General features: G+C 63.1%; 24 protein-coding genes. 10 read left to right on the forward strand and 14 right to left on the reverse strand.

The features are described from left to right. The first annotated feature begins 72 nt into the window (after positions 1–72). Both MAXJ12_RS11740 and MAXJ12_RS11745 read left to right on the forward strand, forming a co-directional pair. Positions 73–684 (forward strand): LOG family protein, encoded by a 612-nt coding sequence (locus tag MAXJ12_RS11740; protein ID WP_008836078.1) that lies wholly within the window; start codon positions 73–75, stop codon positions 682–684. Between the two features lie 76 nt (positions 685–760). After that, positions 761–1,117: a DUF1428 domain-containing protein gene (locus MAXJ12_RS11745; protein WP_008836079.1), complete on the forward strand. Its 357-nt coding sequence runs from the start codon at positions 761–763 to the stop codon at positions 1,115–1,117. A 3-nt stretch (positions 1,118–1,120) separates the two neighbouring features. Here the strand turns inward: MAXJ12_RS11745 and rarD are convergent, their stop codons facing one another. The 7 genes from rarD to cysS form a co-directional block, all read right to left on the reverse strand. Continuing rightward, positions 1,121–2,026, reverse strand: coding sequence for an EamA family transporter RarD (gene rarD / locus MAXJ12_RS11750; RefSeq protein ID WP_040585960.1), 906 nt, complete (start codon positions 2,024–2,026; stop codon positions 1,121–1,123). 79 nt (positions 2,027–2,105) lie between these two features. Beyond that, entirely contained in the window at positions 2,106–3,722 is a 1,617-nt protein-coding gene (gene cimA / locus MAXJ12_RS11755) for a citramalate synthase (protein ID WP_008836081.1), read from the reverse strand. After that, positions 3,719–4,678: a prolyl aminopeptidase gene (gene pip, locus MAXJ12_RS11760; protein WP_008836082.1), complete on the reverse strand. Its 960-nt coding sequence runs from the start codon at positions 4,676–4,678 to the stop codon at positions 3,719–3,721. Before pip ends, cimA begins: the two co-directional genes overlap by 4 nt. A 1-nt stretch (position 4,679) precedes the next feature. Next, on the reverse strand, positions 4,680–5,153 hold the full coding sequence (locus MAXJ12_RS11765; RefSeq protein WP_008836083.1) for a GFA family protein: 474 nt from the start codon (positions 5,151–5,153) through the stop codon (positions 4,680–4,682). Then, complete coding sequence (locus MAXJ12_RS11770; RefSeq protein ID WP_040585963.1) at positions 5,150–5,641, reverse strand: GFA family protein; 492 nt, start codon at positions 5,639–5,641, stop codon at positions 5,150–5,152. Before MAXJ12_RS11770 ends, MAXJ12_RS11765 begins: the two co-directional genes overlap by 4 nt. Positions 5,642–5,737: 96 nt before the next feature. After that, entirely contained in the window at positions 5,738–6,121 is a 384-nt protein-coding gene (locus MAXJ12_RS11775) for a VOC family protein (RefSeq protein WP_008836085.1), read from the reverse strand. Beyond that, on the reverse strand, positions 6,118–7,626 hold the full coding sequence (cysS, locus tag MAXJ12_RS11780; protein WP_008836086.1) for a cysteine--tRNA ligase: 1,509 nt from the start codon (positions 7,624–7,626) through the stop codon (positions 6,118–6,120). Before cysS ends, MAXJ12_RS11775 begins: the two co-directional genes overlap by 4 nt. 393 nt (positions 7,627–8,019) lie before the next feature. Here cysS and MAXJ12_RS11785 point away from each other — a divergent pair, with 393 nt between their 5' ends. Continuing rightward, a complete protein-coding gene (locus tag MAXJ12_RS11785) occupies positions 8,020–8,175 on the forward strand; it encodes a hypothetical protein (RefSeq protein ID WP_008836087.1) in 156 nt (51 codons plus the stop codon). Here the strand turns inward: MAXJ12_RS11785 and MAXJ12_RS11790 are convergent. Then, complete coding sequence (locus MAXJ12_RS11790; RefSeq protein ID WP_008836088.1) at positions 8,172–8,930, reverse strand: SOS response-associated peptidase; 759 nt, start codon at positions 8,928–8,930, stop codon at positions 8,172–8,174. The genes MAXJ12_RS11785 and MAXJ12_RS11790 overlap by 4 nt on opposite strands. 3 nt (positions 8,931–8,933) lie before the next feature. Next, the gene (locus MAXJ12_RS11795; RefSeq protein WP_244421484.1) at positions 8,934–9,458 is read right to left on the reverse strand and encodes a DUF2799 domain-containing protein; all 525 of its coding nucleotides are present in this window, start codon (positions 9,456–9,458) and stop codon (positions 8,934–8,936) included. A 142-nt stretch (positions 9,459–9,600) separates the two neighbouring features. Here MAXJ12_RS11795 and MAXJ12_RS11800 point away from each other — a divergent pair, with 142 nt between their 5' ends. The 4 genes from MAXJ12_RS11800 (at position 9,601) to MAXJ12_RS11815 (ending at position 11,827) form a co-directional block, all read left to right on the forward strand. Then, complete coding sequence (locus MAXJ12_RS11800) at positions 9,601–10,128, forward strand: NUDIX hydrolase (RefSeq protein WP_341872530.1); 528 nt, start codon at positions 9,601–9,603, stop codon at positions 10,126–10,128. 58 nt (positions 10,129–10,186) lie between these two features. Then, positions 10,187–10,561: a TIGR02301 family protein gene (locus MAXJ12_RS11805; protein ID WP_008836091.1), complete on the forward strand. Its 375-nt coding sequence runs from the start codon at positions 10,187–10,189 to the stop codon at positions 10,559–10,561. A 134-nt stretch (positions 10,562–10,695) separates the two neighbouring features. Further along, on the forward strand, positions 10,696–10,959 hold the full coding sequence (locus MAXJ12_RS11810; RefSeq protein ID WP_040585952.1) for a hypothetical protein: 264 nt from the start codon (positions 10,696–10,698) through the stop codon (positions 10,957–10,959). Between the two features lie 76 nt (positions 10,960–11,035). Then, positions 11,036–11,827 carry a hypothetical protein gene (locus MAXJ12_RS11815; RefSeq protein ID WP_008836093.1) on the forward strand — a complete coding sequence of 264 codons (792 nt, stop codon included), beginning with the start codon at positions 11,036–11,038 and terminating at the stop codon, positions 11,825–11,827. Here MAXJ12_RS11815 and MAXJ12_RS11820 read toward each other — a convergent pair whose 3' ends face one another. Continuing rightward, positions 11,828–13,159 carry a dihydroorotase gene (locus MAXJ12_RS11820; RefSeq protein WP_008836094.1) on the reverse strand — a complete coding sequence of 444 codons (1,332 nt, stop codon included), beginning with the start codon at positions 13,157–13,159 and terminating at the stop codon, positions 11,828–11,830. A gap of 86 nt (positions 13,160–13,245) precedes the next feature. On the opposite strand from MAXJ12_RS11820, the gene ygfZ reads away from it, so the two are divergent. Both ygfZ and MAXJ12_RS11830 read left to right on the forward strand, forming a co-directional pair. Beyond that, a complete protein-coding gene (gene ygfZ / locus MAXJ12_RS11825; RefSeq protein WP_008836095.1) occupies positions 13,246–14,127 on the forward strand; it encodes a CAF17-like 4Fe-4S cluster assembly/insertion protein YgfZ in 882 nt (293 codons plus the stop codon). Then, positions 14,127–14,738, forward strand: a complete 612-nt coding sequence (locus tag MAXJ12_RS11830) for a YfbR-like 5'-deoxynucleotidase (RefSeq protein WP_008836096.1) — start codon at positions 14,127–14,129, stop codon at positions 14,736–14,738. Before ygfZ ends, MAXJ12_RS11830 begins: the two co-directional genes overlap by 1 nt. 58 nt (positions 14,739–14,796) lie before the next feature. Here the strand turns inward: MAXJ12_RS11830 and MAXJ12_RS11835 are convergent, their stop codons facing one another. From MAXJ12_RS11835 to MAXJ12_RS11850, 4 genes are all read right to left on the reverse strand, one after another. Beyond that, on the reverse strand, positions 14,797–16,260 hold the full coding sequence (locus MAXJ12_RS11835; RefSeq protein ID WP_040585976.1) for a RimK family protein: 1,464 nt from the start codon (positions 16,258–16,260) through the stop codon (positions 14,797–14,799). A 5-nt stretch (positions 16,261–16,265) separates the two neighbouring features. After that, complete coding sequence (locus tag MAXJ12_RS11840; RefSeq protein WP_008836098.1) at positions 16,266–16,739, reverse strand: GNAT family N-acetyltransferase; 474 nt, start codon at positions 16,737–16,739, stop codon at positions 16,266–16,268. Positions 16,740–16,940: 201 nt separating this feature from the next. Further along, positions 16,941–17,732 carry an anti-sigma factor family protein gene (locus MAXJ12_RS11845; protein ID WP_008836099.1) on the reverse strand — a complete coding sequence of 264 codons (792 nt, stop codon included), beginning with the start codon at positions 17,730–17,732 and terminating at the stop codon, positions 16,941–16,943. Further along, positions 17,729–18,247: a sigma-70 family RNA polymerase sigma factor gene (locus tag MAXJ12_RS11850; protein ID WP_008836100.1), complete on the reverse strand. Its 519-nt coding sequence runs from the start codon at positions 18,245–18,247 to the stop codon at positions 17,729–17,731. Before MAXJ12_RS11850 ends, MAXJ12_RS11845 begins: the two co-directional genes overlap by 4 nt. Before the next feature lie 207 nt (positions 18,248–18,454). On the opposite strand from MAXJ12_RS11850, the gene MAXJ12_RS11855 reads away from it, so the two are divergent. After that, on the forward strand, positions 18,455–19,693 hold the full coding sequence (locus MAXJ12_RS11855) for an MFS transporter (protein ID WP_008836101.1): 1,239 nt from the start codon (positions 18,455–18,457) through the stop codon (positions 19,691–19,693). The last annotated feature ends 3 nt before the right edge of the window (positions 19,694–19,696 follow it).

Raw genomic sequence — 19,696 nt, forward strand, 5'->3', positions numbered from 1 at the left:
TTAGTCCAATCGACAAGAAAAAGCCCCTGTTGAGACTTGACCACAGTTACGCAGGCAATCACCAATCTGGGTATGAACACGATTCGATCCGTCTGCGTCTATTGCGGCTCGTCGCCAGGCCGCAGCGCCGTCTATATGAAGGCGGGTCACGTCCTCGGCCGATCGATCGCCGGGGCGGGCCTGCGCCTCGTCTATGGTGGCGGCACCAAAGGTATAATGGGCGCCGTTGCCGATAGCGCGATGCGCGCCGGCGGCAAGGTGACAGGTATCATCCCCCGCTTTCTGGTCAACCGGGAAGCGACCGAACCCGCGCTCGGCAAACTCGACGAGTTGGTCATCACCGAGGACATGCACCAGCGGAAGCACACGATGTTCGAGAAATCCGACGCCTTTGTGGCGCTGCCCGGCGGCATCGGCACGGTCGAGGAAATCATCGAGATCATGACTTGGGCCCAGCTCGGCCACCACCGCAAGCCGATCGTGTTCGCCAATATTGAGCGGTTCTGGGATCCGATGATGAACCTTATCGACCACATGCGCGCCGAAGGGTTCATTCACACGTCGCATCTGGTCAGGCCTCTGGTCATCGATCGCGCCGAGGCAGTCGTCGCGGCACTCCTGACCGAGGGCGCGTCGGTCGACGCGCCGACCGAAGGCGTCACGTCCGTCATCGAGAAAATGTAGGCTATTCCCGCTGCCGGGAACGGGCCTGTCTCTTGCTCGTTGAAAGGATATTCCCAGCCTGAACGAGGAGGTTCCAATGTATGTCGATGGTTTTTTGCTTGCCGTCCCGACGGACAGAATCGAGGATTACAAGAAGATGGCGCAGACGGCCGGCGAGGTTTGGATGGAGCACGGCGCGCTTTCCTATGTCGAATGCATCGCCGACGACGTGCCTTATGGCGAACTCACGTCCTTCCCGCGCGCCGTGCAGCAGAAGGACGGCGAGACGGTGATATTTGCCTGGATCACCTACGAATCGCGCGAGGCGCGCGACGCCATCAACGAGAAAGTGATGGCCGATCCGCGGCTGAAGGACCAGATGGACATGAAGGATGCGCCCTTCGACGGCAAGCGCATGATCTATGGCGGTTTCCGCACGCTGCTCGAGTTTTAGGAGTCACTCTACGGCTGGCCGGCGGAAGAACATCGACCAGGAATAGAGCGCGAGGGCGGCCCAGATCATCGCGAACGCAATCGCGCGGGTGCTGCTGAACGGTTCGTGGAAGATGAAGATCGCGATCACGAAAATCATCGTCGGCGCGATGTACTGCATGATGCCGATAGTCGACAGCCGAAGCAGCTTTGCGCCGTTTGCATAGAGAATGAGCGGCACCGCCGTGACCAGGCCGCAGCCAAGCAGAAGCCAGATGTCGGCGGCTCCGGTTCGCCCGAAATGGCCGGTGCCTGAGGCTCCCAGCCAGCCGATATAGCCGATGGCCGGTATGCTCAGGACGAGTATTTCAAGGAAGAAGCCCTGCGCAGGCCCGATCGGCAGCGTCTTCTTGAAAAAAGCATAAAAACCCCAGCTGAGCGCCAGTGCTATCGAGACCCAGGGCAGGCCGCCTGCCTCCCATGTCAGCAGCGCCACCGCCGCCACTGCGAGGGCAATCGCCGCGATCTGGGCGCGGCTCAGCTTCTCGCCGAGAAGCACGGCGCCGAGGAAGACGCTGAACAGCGGATTGATATAATAGCCGAGCGCGGTTTCCAACGCCCGGTCGGCGGCGATGGCCCAGACATAGACGCCCCAGTTCACCGTGATCAGCGCAGCGGTGAGCCCGCCCATGGCCAGCGTCCGCGGCGAACGCAGCGCCACCTTGATATCGGCGGTACGGCCCATCCATATCAACAGCGCTCCGGCGACCGGCACCGACCAGATGACCCGGTGAGCCACCACTTCGGCCGCTGGAATATGCCCTACAGCCTTCATGTAAAAGGGAAGGAAGCCCCAAAGAAGATAGGCAGATAGCGCGAAGAAAAATCCGCGCGTCGCGCTGTCGCGGGCGGTCAGGGTCTCTGTCGTCATCGCGCTCATATGGCCCGCAGCAGGCACGAGCACCATTTCAATTTTCTGATGCGCCGTGGTGTTTCGCTTATGGGTGGCGCTACTCCGCGGCGACCAGCCCGGCCATGTCGCGGTTCTTCATCAGCTTGAAGACGATGGAATCCATCAACGCCTGGAAGGATGCGTCGATGATGTTGTCCGATACCCCGACCGTCCACCACCGCACGCCGGCTGCGTCGCGCGATTCGATCAGCACGCGGGTGACCGCCTCGGTGCCGCCGTTCAGGATGCGCACCTTGTAATCGACCAGCTCGAGGTCGCCGATCTCGTGCTGGAATTTGCCGAGATCCTTGCGCAGCGCCAGATCGAGCGCGTTGACCGGCCCGTGCCCCTCGGCGACCGACATCTTCTCCTCGCCATCGACAAGCACCTTCACGATCGCTTCCGATACGGTCTTCAGCTCGCCGTTCGCGTCGAAACGCCGCTCGACCATGCAGCGGAACGAGGTGACGCGGAAGAATTCCGGCACGGTGTGCAGCATTTTGCGCGCTAGAAGCTCGAAGCTGGCGTCCGCGCCCTCATAGGCATAGCCCTCCGCCTCGCGCTCCTTGACCAGGCTGATCAGCGCGTCGAGCCGGTGGCCTTCCCGCGGCACGTCGATGCCACGCCTTTTCAGCTCGGCGACGAAATTGGCCTTGCCGCCCTGGTCGGAGACCATGACCTTGCGCCGGTTGCCGACCGCCTCCGGCGGCACATGCTCGTAGGTCGCCGGATCCTTGGCCAGTGCGGATGCATGGATGCCCGCCTTTGTGGCGAAGGCCGACATGCCGACATAAGGCGCCTGCGGTTCCGGTGCGCGGTTGAGCAATTCGTCAAACGCGCGGGACAAGCGCGATATGCCAGCGAGCGCCTCGGCCGAGATACCGGTTTCGAAGCGCTCGGAAAAGGCCGGCTTGAGGACCAGCGTCGGGATGATGGAAATCAGATTGGCGTTGCCGCAGCGCTCGCCGATGCCGTTCAGCGTGCCCTGGATCTGGCGCACGCCGGCCTCGACCGCGGCCAGCGAGTTGGCCACTGCCTGGCCGGTGTCGTCATGCGCGTGGATGCCGAGGTTTTCTCCCGGAATTCCCGATGCGATCACCTTTGCAACGATAGCGCGCACTTCCGACGGCTGCGTGCCCCCATTGGTGTCGCACAGCACCACCCAGCGCGCGCCGGCGTCGTATGCGGCCTTCGCGCAGGCCAGGGCATAGTCCGAATTGGCCTTGAAGCCGTCGAAAAAGTGCTCGCAGTCGACCAGCGCCTCCTTGCCGGCGGCGATTGCCGCCTCGACCGACGCCTTGATCGAGTCCAGGTTCTCCTCGTTGGTGCAGCCGAGCGCGACGCGCACATGGTAATCCCAGCTCTTGGCGACAAAACAGATCGCATCGGATTTCGACTGGACCAGCGCCGCGAGACCGGGATCGTTGGAAGCCGACACCCCTGCCCGCTTGGTCATGCCGAACGCGACGAATTTTGCGCCAGCCGTACGCTTCTCGGCAAAGAACGCCGTATCCGTCGGGTTCGCGCCTGGGTAACCGCCCTCGACATAGTCCATCCCGAACTCGTCGAGCAGTTTCGCGATCGCTATCTTGTCCTCGACGGAAAAATCCACGCCCGGCGTCTGCTGGCCATCGCGCAGCGTGGTGTCGAAGAGGTGGATGCGTTCGCGGGTCATGATTTCCCCGCGAACCTGTCCGTGGCTCGGATCAGTTGGTCGAGGATGCCCGGCTCGGAGAACGCATGCCCGGCTCCCTCGATCAGGTGAAAATCGGCTTCCGGCCAGGCCTTGTGCAGGGCCCATGCATATTTCGCGGGGCATGGCATGTCATAACGGCCGTGAACGATTACGCCTGGAATGTCCCTGAGCTTGCCCGCGTCGCGGATCAACTGGCCCTCATCGAGCCAACCGGCATGGACGAAATAATGGTTCTCGATGCGGGCGAAGGCGATGGCGAAATCGTCCTCGCCGAACTTGCCGCTGGTCTCCGGCTCGGGCAACAGCGTGATCGTCTCGCCCTCCCACAGGCTCCACGCCCGCGCCGCCTCGATCTGCGCCTGCCGGTCGTCGCCTACCAGGCGCTTGCGATAGGCAGCCATCATGTCGCCGCGCTCGGCCTCCGGGATGGGCGCTACGAAGCGCTCCCATTTGTCCGGGAACATCTCCGACACACCCAACTGATAGTACCAGGCCAGTTCCGCCTTAGTTAGGGTGTAGATGCCCCGCACCACCAGTTCCGAAACCCGATCCGGATGCGTCTGCGCATAGGCCAGCGCCAGCGTCGAACCCCACGAGCCGCCGAACACCAGCCATTTGTCGAAGCCGGCCATCTCGCGCAGCCGCTCGATGTCGGCGACCAGATGCCAAGTCGTATTGGCCTCCAGCCCGGCATGTGGCGTCGATTTTCCGCAGCCGCGCTGGTCGAACAGGATCACGTCGTAGAGTTTCGGATCGAAAACCCGCCTCTGCTTGGGCGAAGAGCCGCCGCCCGGCCCGCCATGCAGGAACACCGCCGGCTTGGCGCCACGCGTCCCGACGCGTTCCCAATAGATCGTGTGGCCGTCGCCAACATCGAGCATGCCAGTCTCGAAGGGCTCGATCTCGGGATAGAATGTGCGCAGTTCAGTCGTCATTTCATTGTCTCTCTTTCGACGGCCAGCTTTCGGTATCGTGGTCGGGATGCTGACGGTTCTCGACCGAGGCCAGGAACGCATCGCTGGCCGCCTGCTCGTCCGGTGGACTGCCGGGCAGTCGGTGGAGTTCGTCATAGACGGCCAGCTTGTCGGCCGGATTGAGCTGGACAGTGGGCGGCGCGAGGTTCGGATCGTCGAGCGCGCCGATCGCCACGTCGATGCCGCCTTCATATTCATAGGTCAGCGGCGTGCCGCAAGCCTCGCAGAAGCCGCGCCAGGCGACGTTGGAACTCGCGAAACGCGTCGGCTTTCCGCGCGTCCATTCCAGCCCTTTCGCCGTGACCAGCGGGCCGAACAGTCCGCCGAACGCCTTCTGGCACATGCGGCAATGGCAGATCGAGGCACGGCCGAGGCCGGTCGCCCGGAATCGCACCGCGCCGCACTGGCAGCCTCCGGTGATCGCCGTGGCAATCATGTGCGCCCCTTCAGCGGCCAGGTCTCTGTGTCGTGGTCCGGGTGCTGATAGGAGACGAGATGAGCCAGGTAGGAGCTTGCCTCCTCGTCGGTGATGGTCTCCGCGCCGGGCAGCGCGGGGATGCCGTCGACGTAGGGCAGCTTCGCCTCGATCCCCCACTGAATGCGCGGAGCGATCTCGGCCGGTTCATCGAACGCCCCGATGGCAAGCGCCATGCCATCCGGCGCCTCGAAGGTCAGCGGCGTGCCGCAGTCAGGGCAGAAGCCGCGGAATGCGTAGTTCGACGATTGAAAGCGCTTCGGCTCGCCGCGCGTCCATTCAAGCTTGGCGTCGCGCACGGAAACCAAAGCCGCGTAGAAATTGCCGGACGCCTTCTGGCACATCCGGCAATGGCAGACCGAGGCGTCGCCCAGCGCGCCCTCGATCCGGAAGCGCACCGCGCCGCACTGGCAACCGCCTGTATAAAGCGGCTTGTTGTCGAGGCTCATCATGTCGCCGCTCCTTCCCTCAGCCGGCTGCGAAAGCGATTCCGCCGGCGCGCGCATCCGTCTGAAATCGTTTCCATTTCCGTGACCTCCGGCATGCTACTCAGGCGCATGGCAGACCGCCTCGATATTGTTGCCGTCCGGATCGAATACGAAGGCGCCGTAATAATTTGCGTGATAGTGCGGACGGGGGCCCGGCGCGCCATTGTCCTTGCCGCCGGCGGCGAGCGCTGCCGCATGAAAGGCGTCAACCTCAGCCCTTGAGCGCGCCGTGAAGGCATAGTGCCGGCCAGGCCCGGTGTTTGCGTTCTCATGCAGCCAGAATGTCGGCCGGTCGCGGCCGTAACCGCCGACCTTGACGCCGCCGGTGAATTCGGCCGGCACCATGTAGAGCAGCGACGCGCCAAGCGGCGCCATCGCCTTGTCGTAAAACGCTTTCGAGGCGTCGAAATTCGCGACGGATATTCCGGTGTGATCGATCATCGCCTTACCTCCCAGGTGGTCACGCGCTCGCCGGTGACCGGGTCCTTGCCATCCTTCAATTGAATGCCCTGCGCCAGTAGCTCGTCACGGATGCGGTCGGCCTCGGCCCAGTTCTTTTCGCGGATGAAGTCGAGGCGCGTAGCGATTGCGACTTCGATCTTGTTGGCTACCACCGCGTCAATGTTCGACTGGGAAGAGCGGACCCTTGTCGAGAAGCGATCGATGCCTTCGAAGCCAAGGATGTCAAAATACATACGCACAACGAGCTTCGCAGCTTGGTTTCCCGTTTTGGCCTCGCGGGCCAGTTCATGGATCTGCTGAACTAGCGCTGGAACGTTGATATCGTCTAGCAGTGGATCATCCGCGACCAAATCGAGTTTTGAGCCCGCAGTAGGCGAACTGGCAAACTCCGCCGGCGTATCTTGAACGGCATCCGCCCAGCGCTCGAGTACCGCTCCCGCCTCCTCCAGCTTGCGCACGGAAAAGTCGATCGGCTCGCGATAGTGCGTCATCAGCATAGCCAGCCTGAGCACCTCGCCGGGCCATTTGCGCCCGCCGAACTTCTCCGTCTCCAGCAACTCGTTGATCGTGACGAAATTGCCCTCGCTCTTGGACATCTTGCGGCCCTCGACCTGGAGGAAGCCGTTGTGCATCCAGTAGTTCGCCATCACCTCCGTGCCATGGGCGCAGCGCGATTGCGCGAGTTCATTCTCGTGGTGCGGGAAGATCAGATCGAGACCGCCGCCATGGATGTCGAAGACCTCGCCCAGATAAGCTTCCGACATGGCCGAGCACTCGATGTGCCAGCCCGGGCGGCCGCGTATCGTGACGGCCGTGCCGCCCGGCAATGTGAACGACGCATCCCAGCCCGGCTCCTCCGCGGATGATTCCTTCCACAGCACGAAATCCTGCGGGTTCTTCTTGTGCGCCTCGACGGCGACGCGCGCGCCGGCCTGCTGCTCGTCGAGATTGCGCTTCGCAAGCTGCCCGTAATCGGCCATCGACGACGTGTCGAACAGGATTTCGCCTTTGGCTTCATAGGCATGGCCGCGTTCGATGAGACGCTGAATCAACGTCATCATATCCGCCTTGCCGTCCGGCCTCGGCAGTACGAAGTCGGTGGCGCGCGGCTGGAAGGTCGGCTCCAGGCAGCCGAGCGCGGCTACATCCTTCTGGTACTGGTTGTTCGTGGTCTCGGTAACCCTGCGGATCGCCTCGTTGAGCGGCAGGCCGGGAAAATCCCGCGCCGCACGCGCGTTGATCTTGTCGTCCACGTCGGTGATGTTGCGGACATAGGTGACGTGATCCGGCCCGTAGAGATGGCGCAGCAGCCTAAAAAGCACGTCGAAGACGATCGCCGGCCGCGCATTGCCGATATGGGCGAAGTCATAGACGGTCGGGCCGCAGACATACATGCGGACGTTATCCGCATCGATGGGGACAAAGTCCTCCTTCGCTCGGGTCAGCGTGTTGTAGAGTTTCAGGCCTTTTTGTCCGTCCGCCATTCGAAATCCAGTCCGGTTTCACGAAGCCAATCGCAGCGCCAAGCCGCGATTGTGCTCCAGCCTGCTGGCCGGGGCGTTTGTCCTGTCTGTCGAGAGAAAAGGCGAAAACGTCCGGACCAGCGCGAGCGCTAGCCAATAGTGCAAATGCCACAAATGGCGCGACACGTTTTCATGGACAGCTTTATCGCGCCTGGCGGGTGTTGCCGTCAAGTCGCAACTTCGTAGCAAACAGGTCGCCTTTCCAATGTCGGAACGAAAACCCAAAGGTTTTATTAAACATGTCTAAACAAGAATCGGGAAGCCGGCGCGAAACGCAGTCCGGCGTCACGATTTGGACCAAATCGGCCATCATCTGGACGGCCAAATACAGAGTTGACCTTAGGGAAGAGAACCATGTCAGCCTTCAAGAGCGATCAGGAACGCGCTCGCGCCCAGTACGCCATGCTGACGCGCCACTATCGTGCGATCGGACCCGCGGCCATCGTCGCCGCACTTCTGGCGGCCAAGAAGCGCAAGCCGGCTCCGCCCACACCCAGCAAGGCCGCTTAAAAAAGCGTCAGTTGATCGGCGGCCGGCGCTTTCTTCGCCGGCTCCCGCGGGGCGGCCACGGCCGGCTCCACCCTGCGCTGAAGGTCGGACCCGATGTTGGCGACCTTGTTGACCAGATCCGAAACCGGAATTGCTTCGAAGAAATCTGCCTGCGCCGGACGCATCAGATCAATGACCTCGCGCGGTTCCTGCGTGCGGCAGTCGAGCCAGCGCGAAAAATCCTCCGGCTGGATCACCACCGGCATACGGTCATGAATGTGGGCGATTTCCCCATTAGCGGCCGTGGTCAGTATTGCGCCGGTGTCGATCTCCGAACCGCCCGGCTCGGCATACGTCTCCATCAGCGCGGCAAAGGCGACAACGCCGCCATGCTTCGGGCGCACCCAATAGGGTTGTGATTTGTCTTTGCCGTTGCGTCTCCACTCATAGAAGCCGGAGGCAGGAAGCAACGCACGGCGATGCCGCATCGCGTTACGGAAGGCAGCCTTTTCGACCGCGGTTTCGGCACGGGCGTTGATCAGCAGCGGAAACGTCTTCGTGTCCTTGGCCCAGGCCGGAATGAACCCCCAGCGCACCAGAAGCGAGCGCCGGTCCGGCCGGTTGGCGCCCGGCTCCTGTCTTTCGCCCGCCAACACCATCAGCACAGGCTGCGTCGGCGCGATATTGTAGCGCGGCGGAAACGCGACGACATCGAGGACCGCGAACATCGCCTCGATCTCCTCCGGCGTCGCGGTCAGCGCAAAGCGTCCGCACATGCGCTAGCCGCGTGGCAGGTTGCTTGAGAGGATATAGAAATCGAGAGCCCTTTCCGCGTCGCGGACCCGACTGTCGGCGGAATAGAGGGAGGAACGCTTAAGGTCGATCTCAAGACGCAAAGCGTCCTGTTCCTCCCGCTTCTTGGCGTCCTTCAGCTTCACCAGCAACGCATCCAGTTCGTTCTGCACGCGCGTCCGCTCGGTACGCGCATCATAGAGTCGCTTGCCGATATGATATGCGGTCTGAAAGTCCGCCGCCAGATCGGCGGGACAGGAATTGGCGTAATAGCGGCCTTCGCGGCCCTCGCTCAGCCCATTGGCCGGCGTGCAATATGCCCTTATCCCGACATCCCAGCCGGTTTGCCATTCCGCCCGGTTGACCGGCAGCTTATGTTTCGAGCACGCCTGTTCATGCTGCTGGACATATGAAGCCGGCCGACCGGCTGCACCGTCTTCCTGGCCGAGTTGGACCCAACTCACCGTCGCGCATTGCTGTTCATTGAGCGTGGCGCAGGAAGAGAGCGCCATAAGTCCCGCCGCCGCCGCTCCAAACGCGGCCAGCCGAAAATTCCCTGCAATCATACCCCGCTGCCCCAATGCCCGTGATTAAATCCCCGCGGGACGTTATCTTTCAGATTGCGGCCAATTCAACTGATGACGGTCGCCTTTCGTGGACTATCCACTGCCAGTTGCGATGGCGCTGGTGGCCATGGAAAAGCCGCGCCGCAACCGCTATCCAGTGGACGCACCAACCTATCCTCAACAATCAGCGGAGCCGGCGGAGATGATAGAGAGGCGAACGATCGCGGCGGTGTCGGTAGCGCTGGTACGCGGCGAAACGGTGCTGCTGGTCAAGCGCGCATTGGAGCCGTCGCGCGGGCTCTATGCCTTTCCCGGCGGGCGGGTCGAGGCCGGCGAAACCAGCGAGGAGGCGGCGCGGCGCGAACTTCTGGAGGAGACGGGGATGATCGCTGCCGCCCTGACGCCGCTGCGCGAATATCTGATCGACACACAGGTCGACGGCGAGGAAATCACCTACCGGCTCGAAGTGTTTACCGGAGAAGCGGCAAGTGGCGAGCCGGCTTGCGCCAGCGACGCCGAAGAAGCCTGTTTCTATACATTGGCGGAAATGGAGAAGCTTCCGCTCACCGATTCCATCCTGGACGTCTCACGCGAACTGCTCGGCGGCAGCAATTAGCCGAGGATAGCCGCCCTTCCGGCCTTGCGGCAGACAAATTGTTTCGCCACAAAGGCTTATGGGCCGAGCCTCACTGTTCTTCGTCGCATTTGTCGCCTTCAGCGCGGCGGCTTTTTCGCCGGCGCGTGCGGCGGAAGCTCCGTTCGAGGCCAGCCTGGTGCGGCTCGCCGAAATTCTCGGCTCGCTGCATTTCCTGCGCAACCTCTGCGGCGAACCTGGTGAAAAGTGGCGCGGCGAGATGGAGAAGCTGCTGCAGGCGGAAAATCCCGATCCGGCGCGCCGAGCCAAATTCATCGCCAGCTTCAATCGGGGCTATCGCTCCTACGCCGGCACCTACACAAGCTGCACCGCGTCGGCGACCGCGGCGATCGGCCGCTACATGAAGGAAGGCGAAGCGCTTACGCGCGAGGTGGCGGCGCGCTACGGAAATTAAGCGCCGATTAACTTTTCCGGCAATGCCGGGCGTACAGAAGCGGTTTCGTGTGCTAGGACTCTTAACGGGACATTAAGGGAATAGATCAAGTTGGTCCGAAATCGCCGGATCCGAACTTGGAAGGGTGGTACAAAGTGGCAGTTGAACAGAGTGTTAGCGATCTCGACGCATTGGTCCGTGAAGAAAAGCGCCTGACCGCCGTCGAATGTCATAACGAGGCCTGGGCGGAGGGACTTTCCGCCGGCATCGAAGCTGAAATCATCGCGGAAGCTGCTCTTGCGACCGCATTTGCCGAGATTTTGCGTAATAATGGCGAGGATGCGGCCCTGGCGCTGCTCGACCGCATGCGCGAAAAGGTAGTCGCCGGCGAATTCGAACCGGTGCGCGTGCGACATTGACACCTTCCGCCTAGGGCTTTTCATTGTGCGATGGCGTGGGGTGCGATAATGGCTGCGCGCCCGGAGAAACTGCGGAATGGATTATCAAACAGGCGAATCGCGCCGACATGGCGCTGCCGCCGGATTGCTCCCGCGCCTGGCAGCGGGAATCTGCCTCGCCTTCTTGTTTGGGATCTCCGCCAGCACGCCAGCTTTCGCGCTTAGCGAAATCAAGCGCGAGGAATTGCCGGCGCCGACTTCGCCTGCTCCCTCGGATGAGGGTCTGGGAAACACGGTACCGTTTCCCGATCTGGTGCAGCCGCCATCGGCCGACCAGCCAATCGACCCCGAAAAGACCGGCCCCGCCGGAGAGGAAACACCGGAGGGCGTAGAACAGCCTGATGCCGAAGCCGCCGGTCCGCTGCCGGAGGTGATTTACGACCTGGAAAGGCTGCCCCCTGACGTCAAACGCATGCGCGAACTTCTGATCGAAGCGGCGAAGAGCGGCGACATCGAAAGGCTGCGCCCGCTGATCGGGCTCGGCGACGATATGGCCCAGCTTTCGCTGGCGGGCATCGAAGGCGATCCGATCGAGCACCTCAAAAGCCTCTCGGGAGACGCTGAAGGGCGCGAAATCCTCGCCATCCTGGAAGAGGTGCTGAGCGCCGGCTACGTGCATCTCGATGCGGGCGGCGCGGAGGAGCTCTATGTCTGGCCATACTTTTTCGCCATTCCGCTGGACAGGCTCGATGCACGCCAGCATGTCGAACTGTTCAAGATCGTGACGGCCGGCGATTACGAGGACATGAAGAACTTCGGCTCGTATATCTTCTACCGCCTCGGCATAACGCCGGATGGCCGCTGGGCGTTCTTCGTGGCCGGCGAATAATCAGGCAGGCAACGCCTCGGAGAATTCGACGGCCCTGCCCTTCCCGGCTTCGACGATCTCGGCCTCCCACATCACCCGCTGGCCGCGTACGATCGTTCCAACCGGCCAGCCTGTCACCTGTTTGCCATGATATGGCGTCCAGCCTGCCTTCGAGCCGGCCTGCTCGTTGGTGATGGTCTCGCGGCGCTTCAAGTCGACCACGGTGAAGTCGGCGTCATAGCCGGCCGCGATGCGACCCTTGCGGGCCATGCCGAACAGGCGATGCGGGCCGTGGCTGCTTAGATCGACAAAGCGTTCGAGCGATAGCCGCCCCGCATTCACATGGTCCAGCATGATCGGCACCAGCGTCTGCACGCCGGTCATGCCCGACGGCGAGGCCGGATAAGGTTTCGCCTTTTCCTCAAGCGTATGCGGCGCGTGGTCGGAGCCCAGCACGTCGACGACGCCCTGCGAAATACCTTGCCAGACCCCGTCGCAATGCCGCTTGTCGCGCACCGGCGGGTTCATCTGGAGCAGCGTGCCCAGCCGCGCATAGTCGTCCGCCGACAGCGTCAAGTGATGCGGCGTCGCCTCGCAGCTAGCCACGTCCTTATGCGCCTGCAGGAACGCGATCTCCTCGGCCGTGGAGATGTGCAGCACGTGGATGCGCGCGCGCGCCTGCCGGGCGATGCGCACCAGTCGCTCGGTGCAGCGCAGCGCCGCGATCTCGTCTCGCCACACCGGGTGCGATGACGGGTCGCCCTCTATGCGTTCGCCCAGCCTCTCGCGCAGCCGGAACTCATCCTCGGAATGGAAAGCCGCCCGGCGGCGTGTGTTCCTCAGGATAGAAGCCACGCCTTCGTCGTCCTCGACCAGCAGGTTGCCGGTCGACGAGCCCATGAATACCTTGATCCCCGCCGCGCCCGGCAGCCGCTCCAGTTCCGCGACCTCGCCGGCGTTCTCCCGCGTACCGCCGACCCAGAAGGCGAAATCGCAATGCATGCGGCTCGTGGCCCGCTTCACCTTGTCTGCCAGCGCCTCGGCGCTGGTGGTCAGCGGGTTGGTGTTTGGCATCTCGAAGACCGCGGTGACGCCACCCAGCACCGCTGCGCGCGAGCCTGTCTCGAGGTCGTCCTTGTGCTCCAAGCCCGGCTCGCGGAAGTGGACCTGGCTGTCAACCACCCCCGGCAGGATATGCAGCCCGCGGCAATCGACGGTCTCGCCGGCCGAGGTCTGCGCCAGATCGCCGATGGCGCCGATGCGTCCGCCAGTCACGCCGATATCGCGCAGGCCGGTCCCATCCTGGTTGACCACCGTGCCGCCCTTCAGGATAAGGTCGAAAGTCGTCGCCATTTGCCCTGCCTCTGGCTCTTGCTCGCGCGTTGCGTGCGGCTTACGTAATGGCCGACCGATTTGCAACATCAGGTGCGTTGCCGCCCATGCCCACCGCCCAGTTAAACGATCGCGCGCTCATCTCCGTGTCGGGGGTGGATGCGGAGCACTTCCTGCAAAACATCGTGACCGCCGATCTCGATGTTTTGACGGCCGGCCAAGCGAAACCGAGCGCGCTTTTGACACCGCAAGGCAAGATACTGTTCGATTTTCTCGTCTCGCGCGACGGCGAAAGCGGCTTCATCCTGGAATGCCGCGCCGACGTGGCAGGTGATTTCCTCCGCCGCCTGACGCTCTACCGGCTCCGCGCCAAGGTCGATATCTCCTCGCAGGAACAGTCGCTTGTTTCTGTTTCGTGGCGGGATGGTTCAGAGGCTTCAGTTTCCGATTCAAGCTCTTCGCAATCAACCGGATTGCGCGACCTGCGCTTTTCCTCTGACGCAAGCGTGTTCAGGAAATACGGCCAGGCAGTTGGCGCTTCCGCGGATACTTCGGAGTGGCATACCTTTCGCATCAGCCACGGCATCGCCGAGAGCGGAGCGGACTACCAATTGGGCGACGCCTTTCCCCACGACGTGCTGCTCGACCAGATGGGCGGCGTCGGCTTCCGGAAGGGCTGCTATGTCGGACAGGAGGTCGTCTCGCGCATGCAGCATCGCGGCACTGCGCGCCGGCGCGTGCTGATCGCTTCGGCCGAAAGCGAGCTGCCGGCGCCTGGCGCCGATATCCTTGCCGACGGCAGATCCATCGGCGCCCTCGGATCGGTCTCAGGTAAATCCGCTTTGGCAATCGCACGCATCGACAAGGTCAAGGCCGCGATGGACGACGGCGTGCCGATCCTCGCCGACGGCGTGGCCTTGTCGCTCTCAATACCGGAATGGGCGAAATTCTCGTTTCCCCAGGAGACGGCCGCGGCGGGCGACGCCTGATGGCCGATCGGCCCGGAGCGCCGCTGCGCGCCTGGCAGCGCATGCTGTCGGGCCGCCGCCTCGACCTGCTCGATCCCTCGCCGCTAGACATCGAAATCTCCGACATCGCCCACGGCCTGGCGCGGGTCGCCCGCTGGAACGGGCAGACCGCCGGCGACCACGCCTTCTCGGTTGCCCAGCATTCGCTGCTTGTGGAGGCTATCTATTCCCGGCACGCGAAGGACGCATCGCCCGACCAACAATTGGCGGCCCTGCTCCACGACGCCCCCGAATATGTGATCGGCGACATGATATCGCCGTTCAAATCCGTTGTCGGCGGCGGCTACAAGGCGGTCGAGGAGCGACTGCAGCGCTCGATCCATATAAGTTTCTGCCTCCCGGCCGAGATCGGCGAGAAGCTGAAGAAGGACATCAAGCGGGCGGACCAGGTCGCCGCCTATTTCGAGGCGACGATGCTGGCCGGCTTCTCGGAAGCGGAAGCGATCCAGTTCTTCGGCAGGCCGCGCGGAATTTCGGCCGACGGGCTCGACATCCTGCCCGTCTCGACAAAGACAGTGCAGAAAGCGTTTCTGAAACGCTTCGAGGCGATCGAAAAGCTGCGCGGCAGATAGCCGAGCCCGCCGGCGATGGCCACGAAATCCGCGACGCCGGCTGGCAGGCCTTTCCCGCCTACCGCCCCTGGCGCTCCAGCCGGTCTAGAAACCACTGTGTCAGCCGCACCCAGACCTCGTCCTTTTCGCCCGAATCCTCCCAGCCATGGTCGAGATTGGGGTTGTCGTTGACCTCGATGACAAAGACGCCGTCGGCTGTTTCCTTCAGATCGACGCCGTAAAGCCCATCGCCGATGCAGCGTGCCGCGCTCACCGCCGTCTCGACGACATGCGTCGGGGCGTCCTTCAGCGTGAAGGTGCGGATGCCGCCCTGATCCGGCTTGCCGGAACGCTCGTGATTGACGATCTGCCAATGCTTCTTCGCCATCAGGTAATGCACGGCGAAGAGCGGCTGGCCGCCAAGTACGCCGATGCGCCAGTCATAATCGGTCGGGATGAATTTCTGGGCTATCAAAAGGTCCGAATCCTCCAGCCATAGCGTCGCCAGCGTCTTCAGCTCCTCGAAATTCGACGCCTTCTTCACGCCGCGCGAAAACGAGCTGTCGGGGATTTTCAGGACCAGCGGAAAACCAAGCGTCTGCGCCGCGACTTCCAGGTCGGACGGGCCGGCGATCATAACCGTTGGCGGCACCGGTACCTTGTTGTAGCTCATCAACTCGTTGAGATAGACCTTGTTCGTGCAGCGGATCATAGACAGGGGATCATCGATCACCGGCATGCCCTCCTGCTGCGCACGCCGTGCGAAGCGGTAGGTGTGGTTGGAGATGGACGTGGTCTCGCGGATGAACAGCGCATCGTAGTTTGCGAGCTTGGCCAGATCCTTCTTCGTGATCGGCTCGACCTCGACGCCCATCTTTTCGGCGATCTTGGCCCAGTGGCGCAGCGAGGAAATCTCGGAAGGCGGCAGTTCCTCGTTCGGATTGACCAGCGTGGCGAAAGCATAGCGCGCAGGCGTGCGGGTCTTGGTGTCGCGCCATTCGCGGTTGGTGTAGGCGGCCAGGCTCTCCAGGAACCGCGGCTTTTCCTCGGAGCTCATTCGCGTCAGCGAATAAAAGCCGATCTTGTGGATCGAAGCCCATTGCCGGTTGTCCCTGATGGAAACCTCCAGCGCCGGTGCGCGAAACCAGTCGAACAGCAGCTTGGCGAACCGATCCCAGTCCCTCGACGGACCAATGCCGAAGAAGAAGGTGACCTTCGCCGGGAAGGAGCCGCCCAGTTCCTTGCGGCACTTGTTGAGCGCCTGCTCCAGTTCCGGCAGAGCGTGCTCGTAGAGCTTGTGCTCGGAAAGATCGATCATCGTCTCGACGGTCGGGATGACCTTGTGGCCGCGCGAACTCGCCAGCAGCGAGGCATAATAGCCACGGCTCTGATAGGCATAATTGCTCGAAAGGTTGATAACCTTCGGGCGCTGGCCGCGAAACAGCGCCGGGTGAGCAAGATAATCGCGGTTGGTGATGATCTTGTGCGGCGTCGCAACCTGGTCAAGATCGCTTTGCCGGCCGGTGAGTATGACCCAGGTCATTTCGTTCACGCTTTCGGGTGGATGGCGGCCGGTTCGGCCAAATGAAGCGGCTTTTCGTAAAGCAGGGCGGCGGCGCCGTCGGCGTAGTAGTCCGGCTTGCGGCCGAAGCGGCGGTAGCCGCTCTTCTCGTAGAGGTCTATCGCCCGCGCATTGTCTTCGCGTACTTCCAGGCGCAGTTCCTTGCAGCCACGGACGGCTGCCGTGTCTTCGGCGGCCGCCAGCAGCGTCGGGCCGATGCCGCTGCCGCGAGCGGCCGCGATCGAGTAGAGGCGCGCCTTGCGGCTGCCGGCGCGAAACAGCACGGCGCAATAGCCGGCGATCGCGTCTTGCTCGGCCGCCACCAGGACGGTGGCCGAGGCGCTATCGACCATGCTCCGGAACGATTTTCGGGAAATGCGATCCGCCTCGAATACCGTGTTTTCGATCGCTGCCAGGGCATCGACGTCAGACGCGCGGGCCAGGCGGATTTCAGCAGGCATGCGGACCGGAAAACCTCAATCGGCGGGTGAAGATCAGGCTGGTCGAAGGCGTCCCTGCCCGGCCCGTCGGCGGAGGCATCGGATGCGAATCGCTCCTCGATTCGGGCTGAATTGTGACTCGTCTTTTCAGATCTGTCTGCTGGCGGCGATTGGTGCATCAGGCGCGTTTCAGTGGCCCAATCGAACCGGGAACCGCAGATGTCAGCCCTTCATGCCCTGCAGCAACTGCCGGTAGGCAGTATCTGCGACCTTGACCAGCACCTCTTCCGGCAAATTACCGGCCACCGCGCAGCCATAGCCGTCATCCAACCAGTACAGAGCGCGCGTGTCACCCTCTTCGAGCAGGCGGAAGCCGGTTTCGGTGTTGGAGCTGTCGCGTGCCACATAGAGCGAAATCCGGTTGCCGGTGCGGTCCTGATACATGAACTGCGCTGCTGTCTTGGTTGCCGCTGCCGGCAGCAGGCGTCCGCCTATCAATTCGAAGCCCTCTGCCGAAAGATCGGGCGCAACAAGCGTCACGCCGATCCGCTTGGACAGCCAGCCGACCAGATGCTCCTTCTGGTCGGCGCCGACTTCCACGACATGCAACTTTTCGGCGGCATAAATGGCGTGGGCAGCGATCGCGCCGTCGGCCAACTGGATTGCCGTCCCGTTCACCGGCCGCCACCCGGAAGCTCCCAGGAAATAGCCGCCCAGGCCACCAGCCGCGAAGATCAGCGCCGCCGCCGCCATCCGCCAGCGCGGGGCTGAATTGCTTGACGCAGGCCGAGTTTCTCCGGCCATGATTTTCGTGAGGCGATCCGGCACCGGCTCATCGAGCACGCCTGCCACCGCCCCGTGCAGCAGGTCGCGATCCGCCTCATAGCGCCGGCGCTTCGCTTCCATGTCCGGGTGGATTTCCAGCCACCGTTCATAGGCCGCACGTTCGTCCTGCGGCAGTTCTCCGTCGAGCGCCAGATGGATGTCGCGTTCGCTGTATTCGCGCATGGTCATGGCTCGACCACCCTTATCGTGCGCCGGCGCGCGCCATCGTCCAGCAGCCCACGCAGTTCGTCCCGTCCACGCGCGATCCGTGACATCAGCGTGCCGGCCGGCACGCCCAGCACGTTGGCGGCCTCGGCATATGAAAACCCCTCCACCGCGACCATCAGTATGGCGGCACGGCGATCCGGGCTGATGGCCTGCAGCGCGTCGAGTATCTCGCGGGAGGCGACATCCTCCGTCTGGTGCGCGGGCAGCGACATCGCCTCGCTCCCTTCGATCTGCAGCATGGAAGCCTCGCCGCGCCTTTTCACCTTGCGCATCTGATCGACAAAGAGGTGGTGCATGATGGTGAACAGCCAGCGGCGCGGGCTGTCGCCGGTGCGCCAGTTGTCGAGACGGACAAGCGCGCGTTCCAGGCTGTCCTGGACGAGGTCGTCGGCGGCGTCGCGGTCACGCAGCAAGGCTCGCGCATAACGGCGCAAGCGCGGAATTTCCGCAAGTATCGCTGCCTTCCGGTCGTCCATCGCTGTTTTTGTCCCCCTTCCCTCTGATTCCAGATCGAGTCCCTGACCGCAAGCGCGAACAGCCAGCATATCGCCAACGTCCCAGCATGGCGGATTCGTCCCGTCGGCGTTATCGCATCAAGGATTTTGAAGCATCGCGCACAACCATTCATTTGCGCTACAGAAAGCGGTTCGGCTAAAACTCCGGTCCCTGATGGAGACAAGGCGATGGCGATGACGGCGAACGCGAAGGCCCCGGCGAAGAGCGTTCCGTGGCTGATCATCATTTGCGGCTGCCTGATCGCCGCGCTGACCTTCGGTCCGCGCTCGGCGATGGGCTTCTTCCAGCTGCCTATGCTGGCGGAGAAGGGCTGGGACCGCACGACGTTCGGCCTGGCGATGGCGCTTCAGAACCTGTTCTGGGGCATCGGCCTTCCCTTCTTCGGCGCCATTGCCGACCGATACGGCACCTGGCGCGTGCTGGCGCTCGGCGGCGTCATCTACGCCGCCGGCCTCTACATGATGGCGACGGCCTCGTCGATCACGGCGCTGCATATTGGCGGCGGCGTACTCGTCGGTCTCGGCGTCGCGGCGGGCTCATTCTCGATCGTGCTCGCCGCCTTCGCCCGTCACACGCCGCCCGAAAAACGCTCGGTCGTGTTCGGCATCGGCACCGCGGCGGGCTCGGCCGGCATGTTCATCTTCGCACCGATCAGCCAGGGCATGATCGACGCCTACGGCTGGTCCGACACGCTGATCTACATGAGCGCGGCGATGCTGATCATCCCGGTGCTGGCGATGCCGCTTTACGGCAGCTCGCACAATGCGGCTGCGGCGCAGAAGGCCGTCCAGCAGTCGGTCGGCAACGCGTTGCGCGAGGCCTTCGCGCACAAGAGCTATGTGCTCCTCGTCTCGGGTTTCTTCGTCTGCGGCTTCCAGGTTGCGTTCATCACCGCGCATTTCCCCGCCTATATCGGCGACATCGGCATCGACGCGCGCTACGCCGTCATCGCGCTGGCGCTCATCGGCTTCTTCAACATCATCGGCTCGCTTGCCTCGGGTGCGATCGGCCAAAGATATTCCAAGCCGATCTTCCTTGCGTGGATCTATATCGGGCGCTCGATCGCGGTGACGGCATTCCTGCTCCTGCCGCAGACGCCGGCGAGCGTCATCGTCTTTGCGATCGTGATGGGTCTCTTGTGGCTCTCGACGGTGCCGCCGACCAACGCGCTCGTCGCCATCATGTTCGGCACGCGCCATCTCGGACTACTGGGAGGCCTCGTATTCCTGTCGCACCAGATCGGCTCGTTCCTCGGCGTCTGGCTCGGCGGCTATCTCTATGACCGCTTCGGCACTTACGATCCGGTGTGGTGGCTCGGCGTGGCGCTCGGCCTGTTCGCGGCCGTGGTGCATTGGCCGATCAAGGAGCGGCCGGTCGAGCGGATGCAACTGGCGGCGGCGGAATAGCCG

The sequence above is a fragment of the Mesorhizobium alhagi CCNWXJ12-2 genome (assembly GCF_000236565.1).
Lineage (GTDB): Bacteria > Pseudomonadota > Alphaproteobacteria > Rhizobiales > Rhizobiaceae > Allomesorhizobium > Allomesorhizobium alhagi.

Bases quoted from the DNA above. Each gene is read 5' to 3' on its own strand.
- MAXJ12_RS11740 (WP_008836078.1), top strand. From the start codon at position 73: ATGAACACGATTCGATCCGTCTGCGTCTATTGCGGCTCGTCGCCAGGC.
- MAXJ12_RS11745 (WP_008836079.1), top strand. From the start codon at position 761: ATGTATGTCGATGGTTTTTTGCTTGCCGTCCCGACGGACAGAATCGAG.
- rarD (WP_040585960.1), bottom strand. From the start codon at position 2,026: ATGACGACAGAGACCCTGACCGCCCGCGACAGCGCGACGCGCGGATTT.
- cimA (WP_008836081.1), bottom strand. From the start codon at position 3,722: ATGACCCGCGAACGCATCCACCTCTTCGACACCACGCTGCGCGATGGC.
- pip (WP_008836082.1), bottom strand. From the start codon at position 4,678: ATGACGACTGAACTGCGCACATTCTATCCCGAGATCGAGCCCTTCGAG.
- MAXJ12_RS11765 (WP_008836083.1), bottom strand. From the start codon at position 5,153: ATGATTGCCACGGCGATCACCGGAGGCTGCCAGTGCGGCGCGGTGCGA.
- MAXJ12_RS11770 (WP_040585963.1), bottom strand. From the start codon at position 5,641: ATGAGCCTCGACAACAAGCCGCTTTATACAGGCGGTTGCCAGTGCGGC.
- MAXJ12_RS11775 (WP_008836085.1), bottom strand. From the start codon at position 6,121: ATGATCGATCACACCGGAATATCCGTCGCGAATTTCGACGCCTCGAAA.
- cysS (WP_008836086.1), bottom strand. From the start codon at position 7,626: ATGGCGGACGGACAAAAAGGCCTGAAACTCTACAACACGCTGACCCGA.
- MAXJ12_RS11785 (WP_008836087.1), top strand. From the start codon at position 8,020: ATGTCAGCCTTCAAGAGCGATCAGGAACGCGCTCGCGCCCAGTACGCC.
- MAXJ12_RS11790 (WP_008836088.1), bottom strand. From the start codon at position 8,930: ATGTGCGGACGCTTTGCGCTGACCGCGACGCCGGAGGAGATCGAGGCG.
- MAXJ12_RS11795 (WP_244421484.1), bottom strand. From the start codon at position 9,458: ATGGCGCTCTCTTCCTGCGCCACGCTCAATGAACAGCAATGCGCGACG.
- MAXJ12_RS11805 (WP_008836091.1), top strand. From the start codon at position 10,187: ATGGGCCGAGCCTCACTGTTCTTCGTCGCATTTGTCGCCTTCAGCGCG.
- MAXJ12_RS11815 (WP_008836093.1), top strand. From the start codon at position 11,036: ATGGATTATCAAACAGGCGAATCGCGCCGACATGGCGCTGCCGCCGGA.
- MAXJ12_RS11820 (WP_008836094.1), bottom strand. From the start codon at position 13,159: ATGGCGACGACTTTCGACCTTATCCTGAAGGGCGGCACGGTGGTCAAC.
- ygfZ (WP_008836095.1), top strand. From the start codon at position 13,246: ATGCCCACCGCCCAGTTAAACGATCGCGCGCTCATCTCCGTGTCGGGG.
- MAXJ12_RS11830 (WP_008836096.1), top strand. From the start codon at position 14,127: ATGGCCGATCGGCCCGGAGCGCCGCTGCGCGCCTGGCAGCGCATGCTG.
- MAXJ12_RS11835 (WP_040585976.1), bottom strand. From the start codon at position 16,260: ATGACCTGGGTCATACTCACCGGCCGGCAAAGCGATCTTGACCAGGTT.
- MAXJ12_RS11840 (WP_008836098.1), bottom strand. From the start codon at position 16,739: ATGCCTGCTGAAATCCGCCTGGCCCGCGCGTCTGACGTCGATGCCCTG.
- MAXJ12_RS11845 (WP_008836099.1), bottom strand. From the start codon at position 17,732: ATGACCATGCGCGAATACAGCGAACGCGACATCCATCTGGCGCTCGAC.
- MAXJ12_RS11850 (WP_008836100.1), bottom strand. From the start codon at position 18,247: ATGGACGACCGGAAGGCAGCGATACTTGCGGAAATTCCGCGCTTGCGC.
- MAXJ12_RS11855 (WP_008836101.1), top strand. From the start codon at position 18,455: ATGGCGATGACGGCGAACGCGAAGGCCCCGGCGAAGAGCGTTCCGTGG.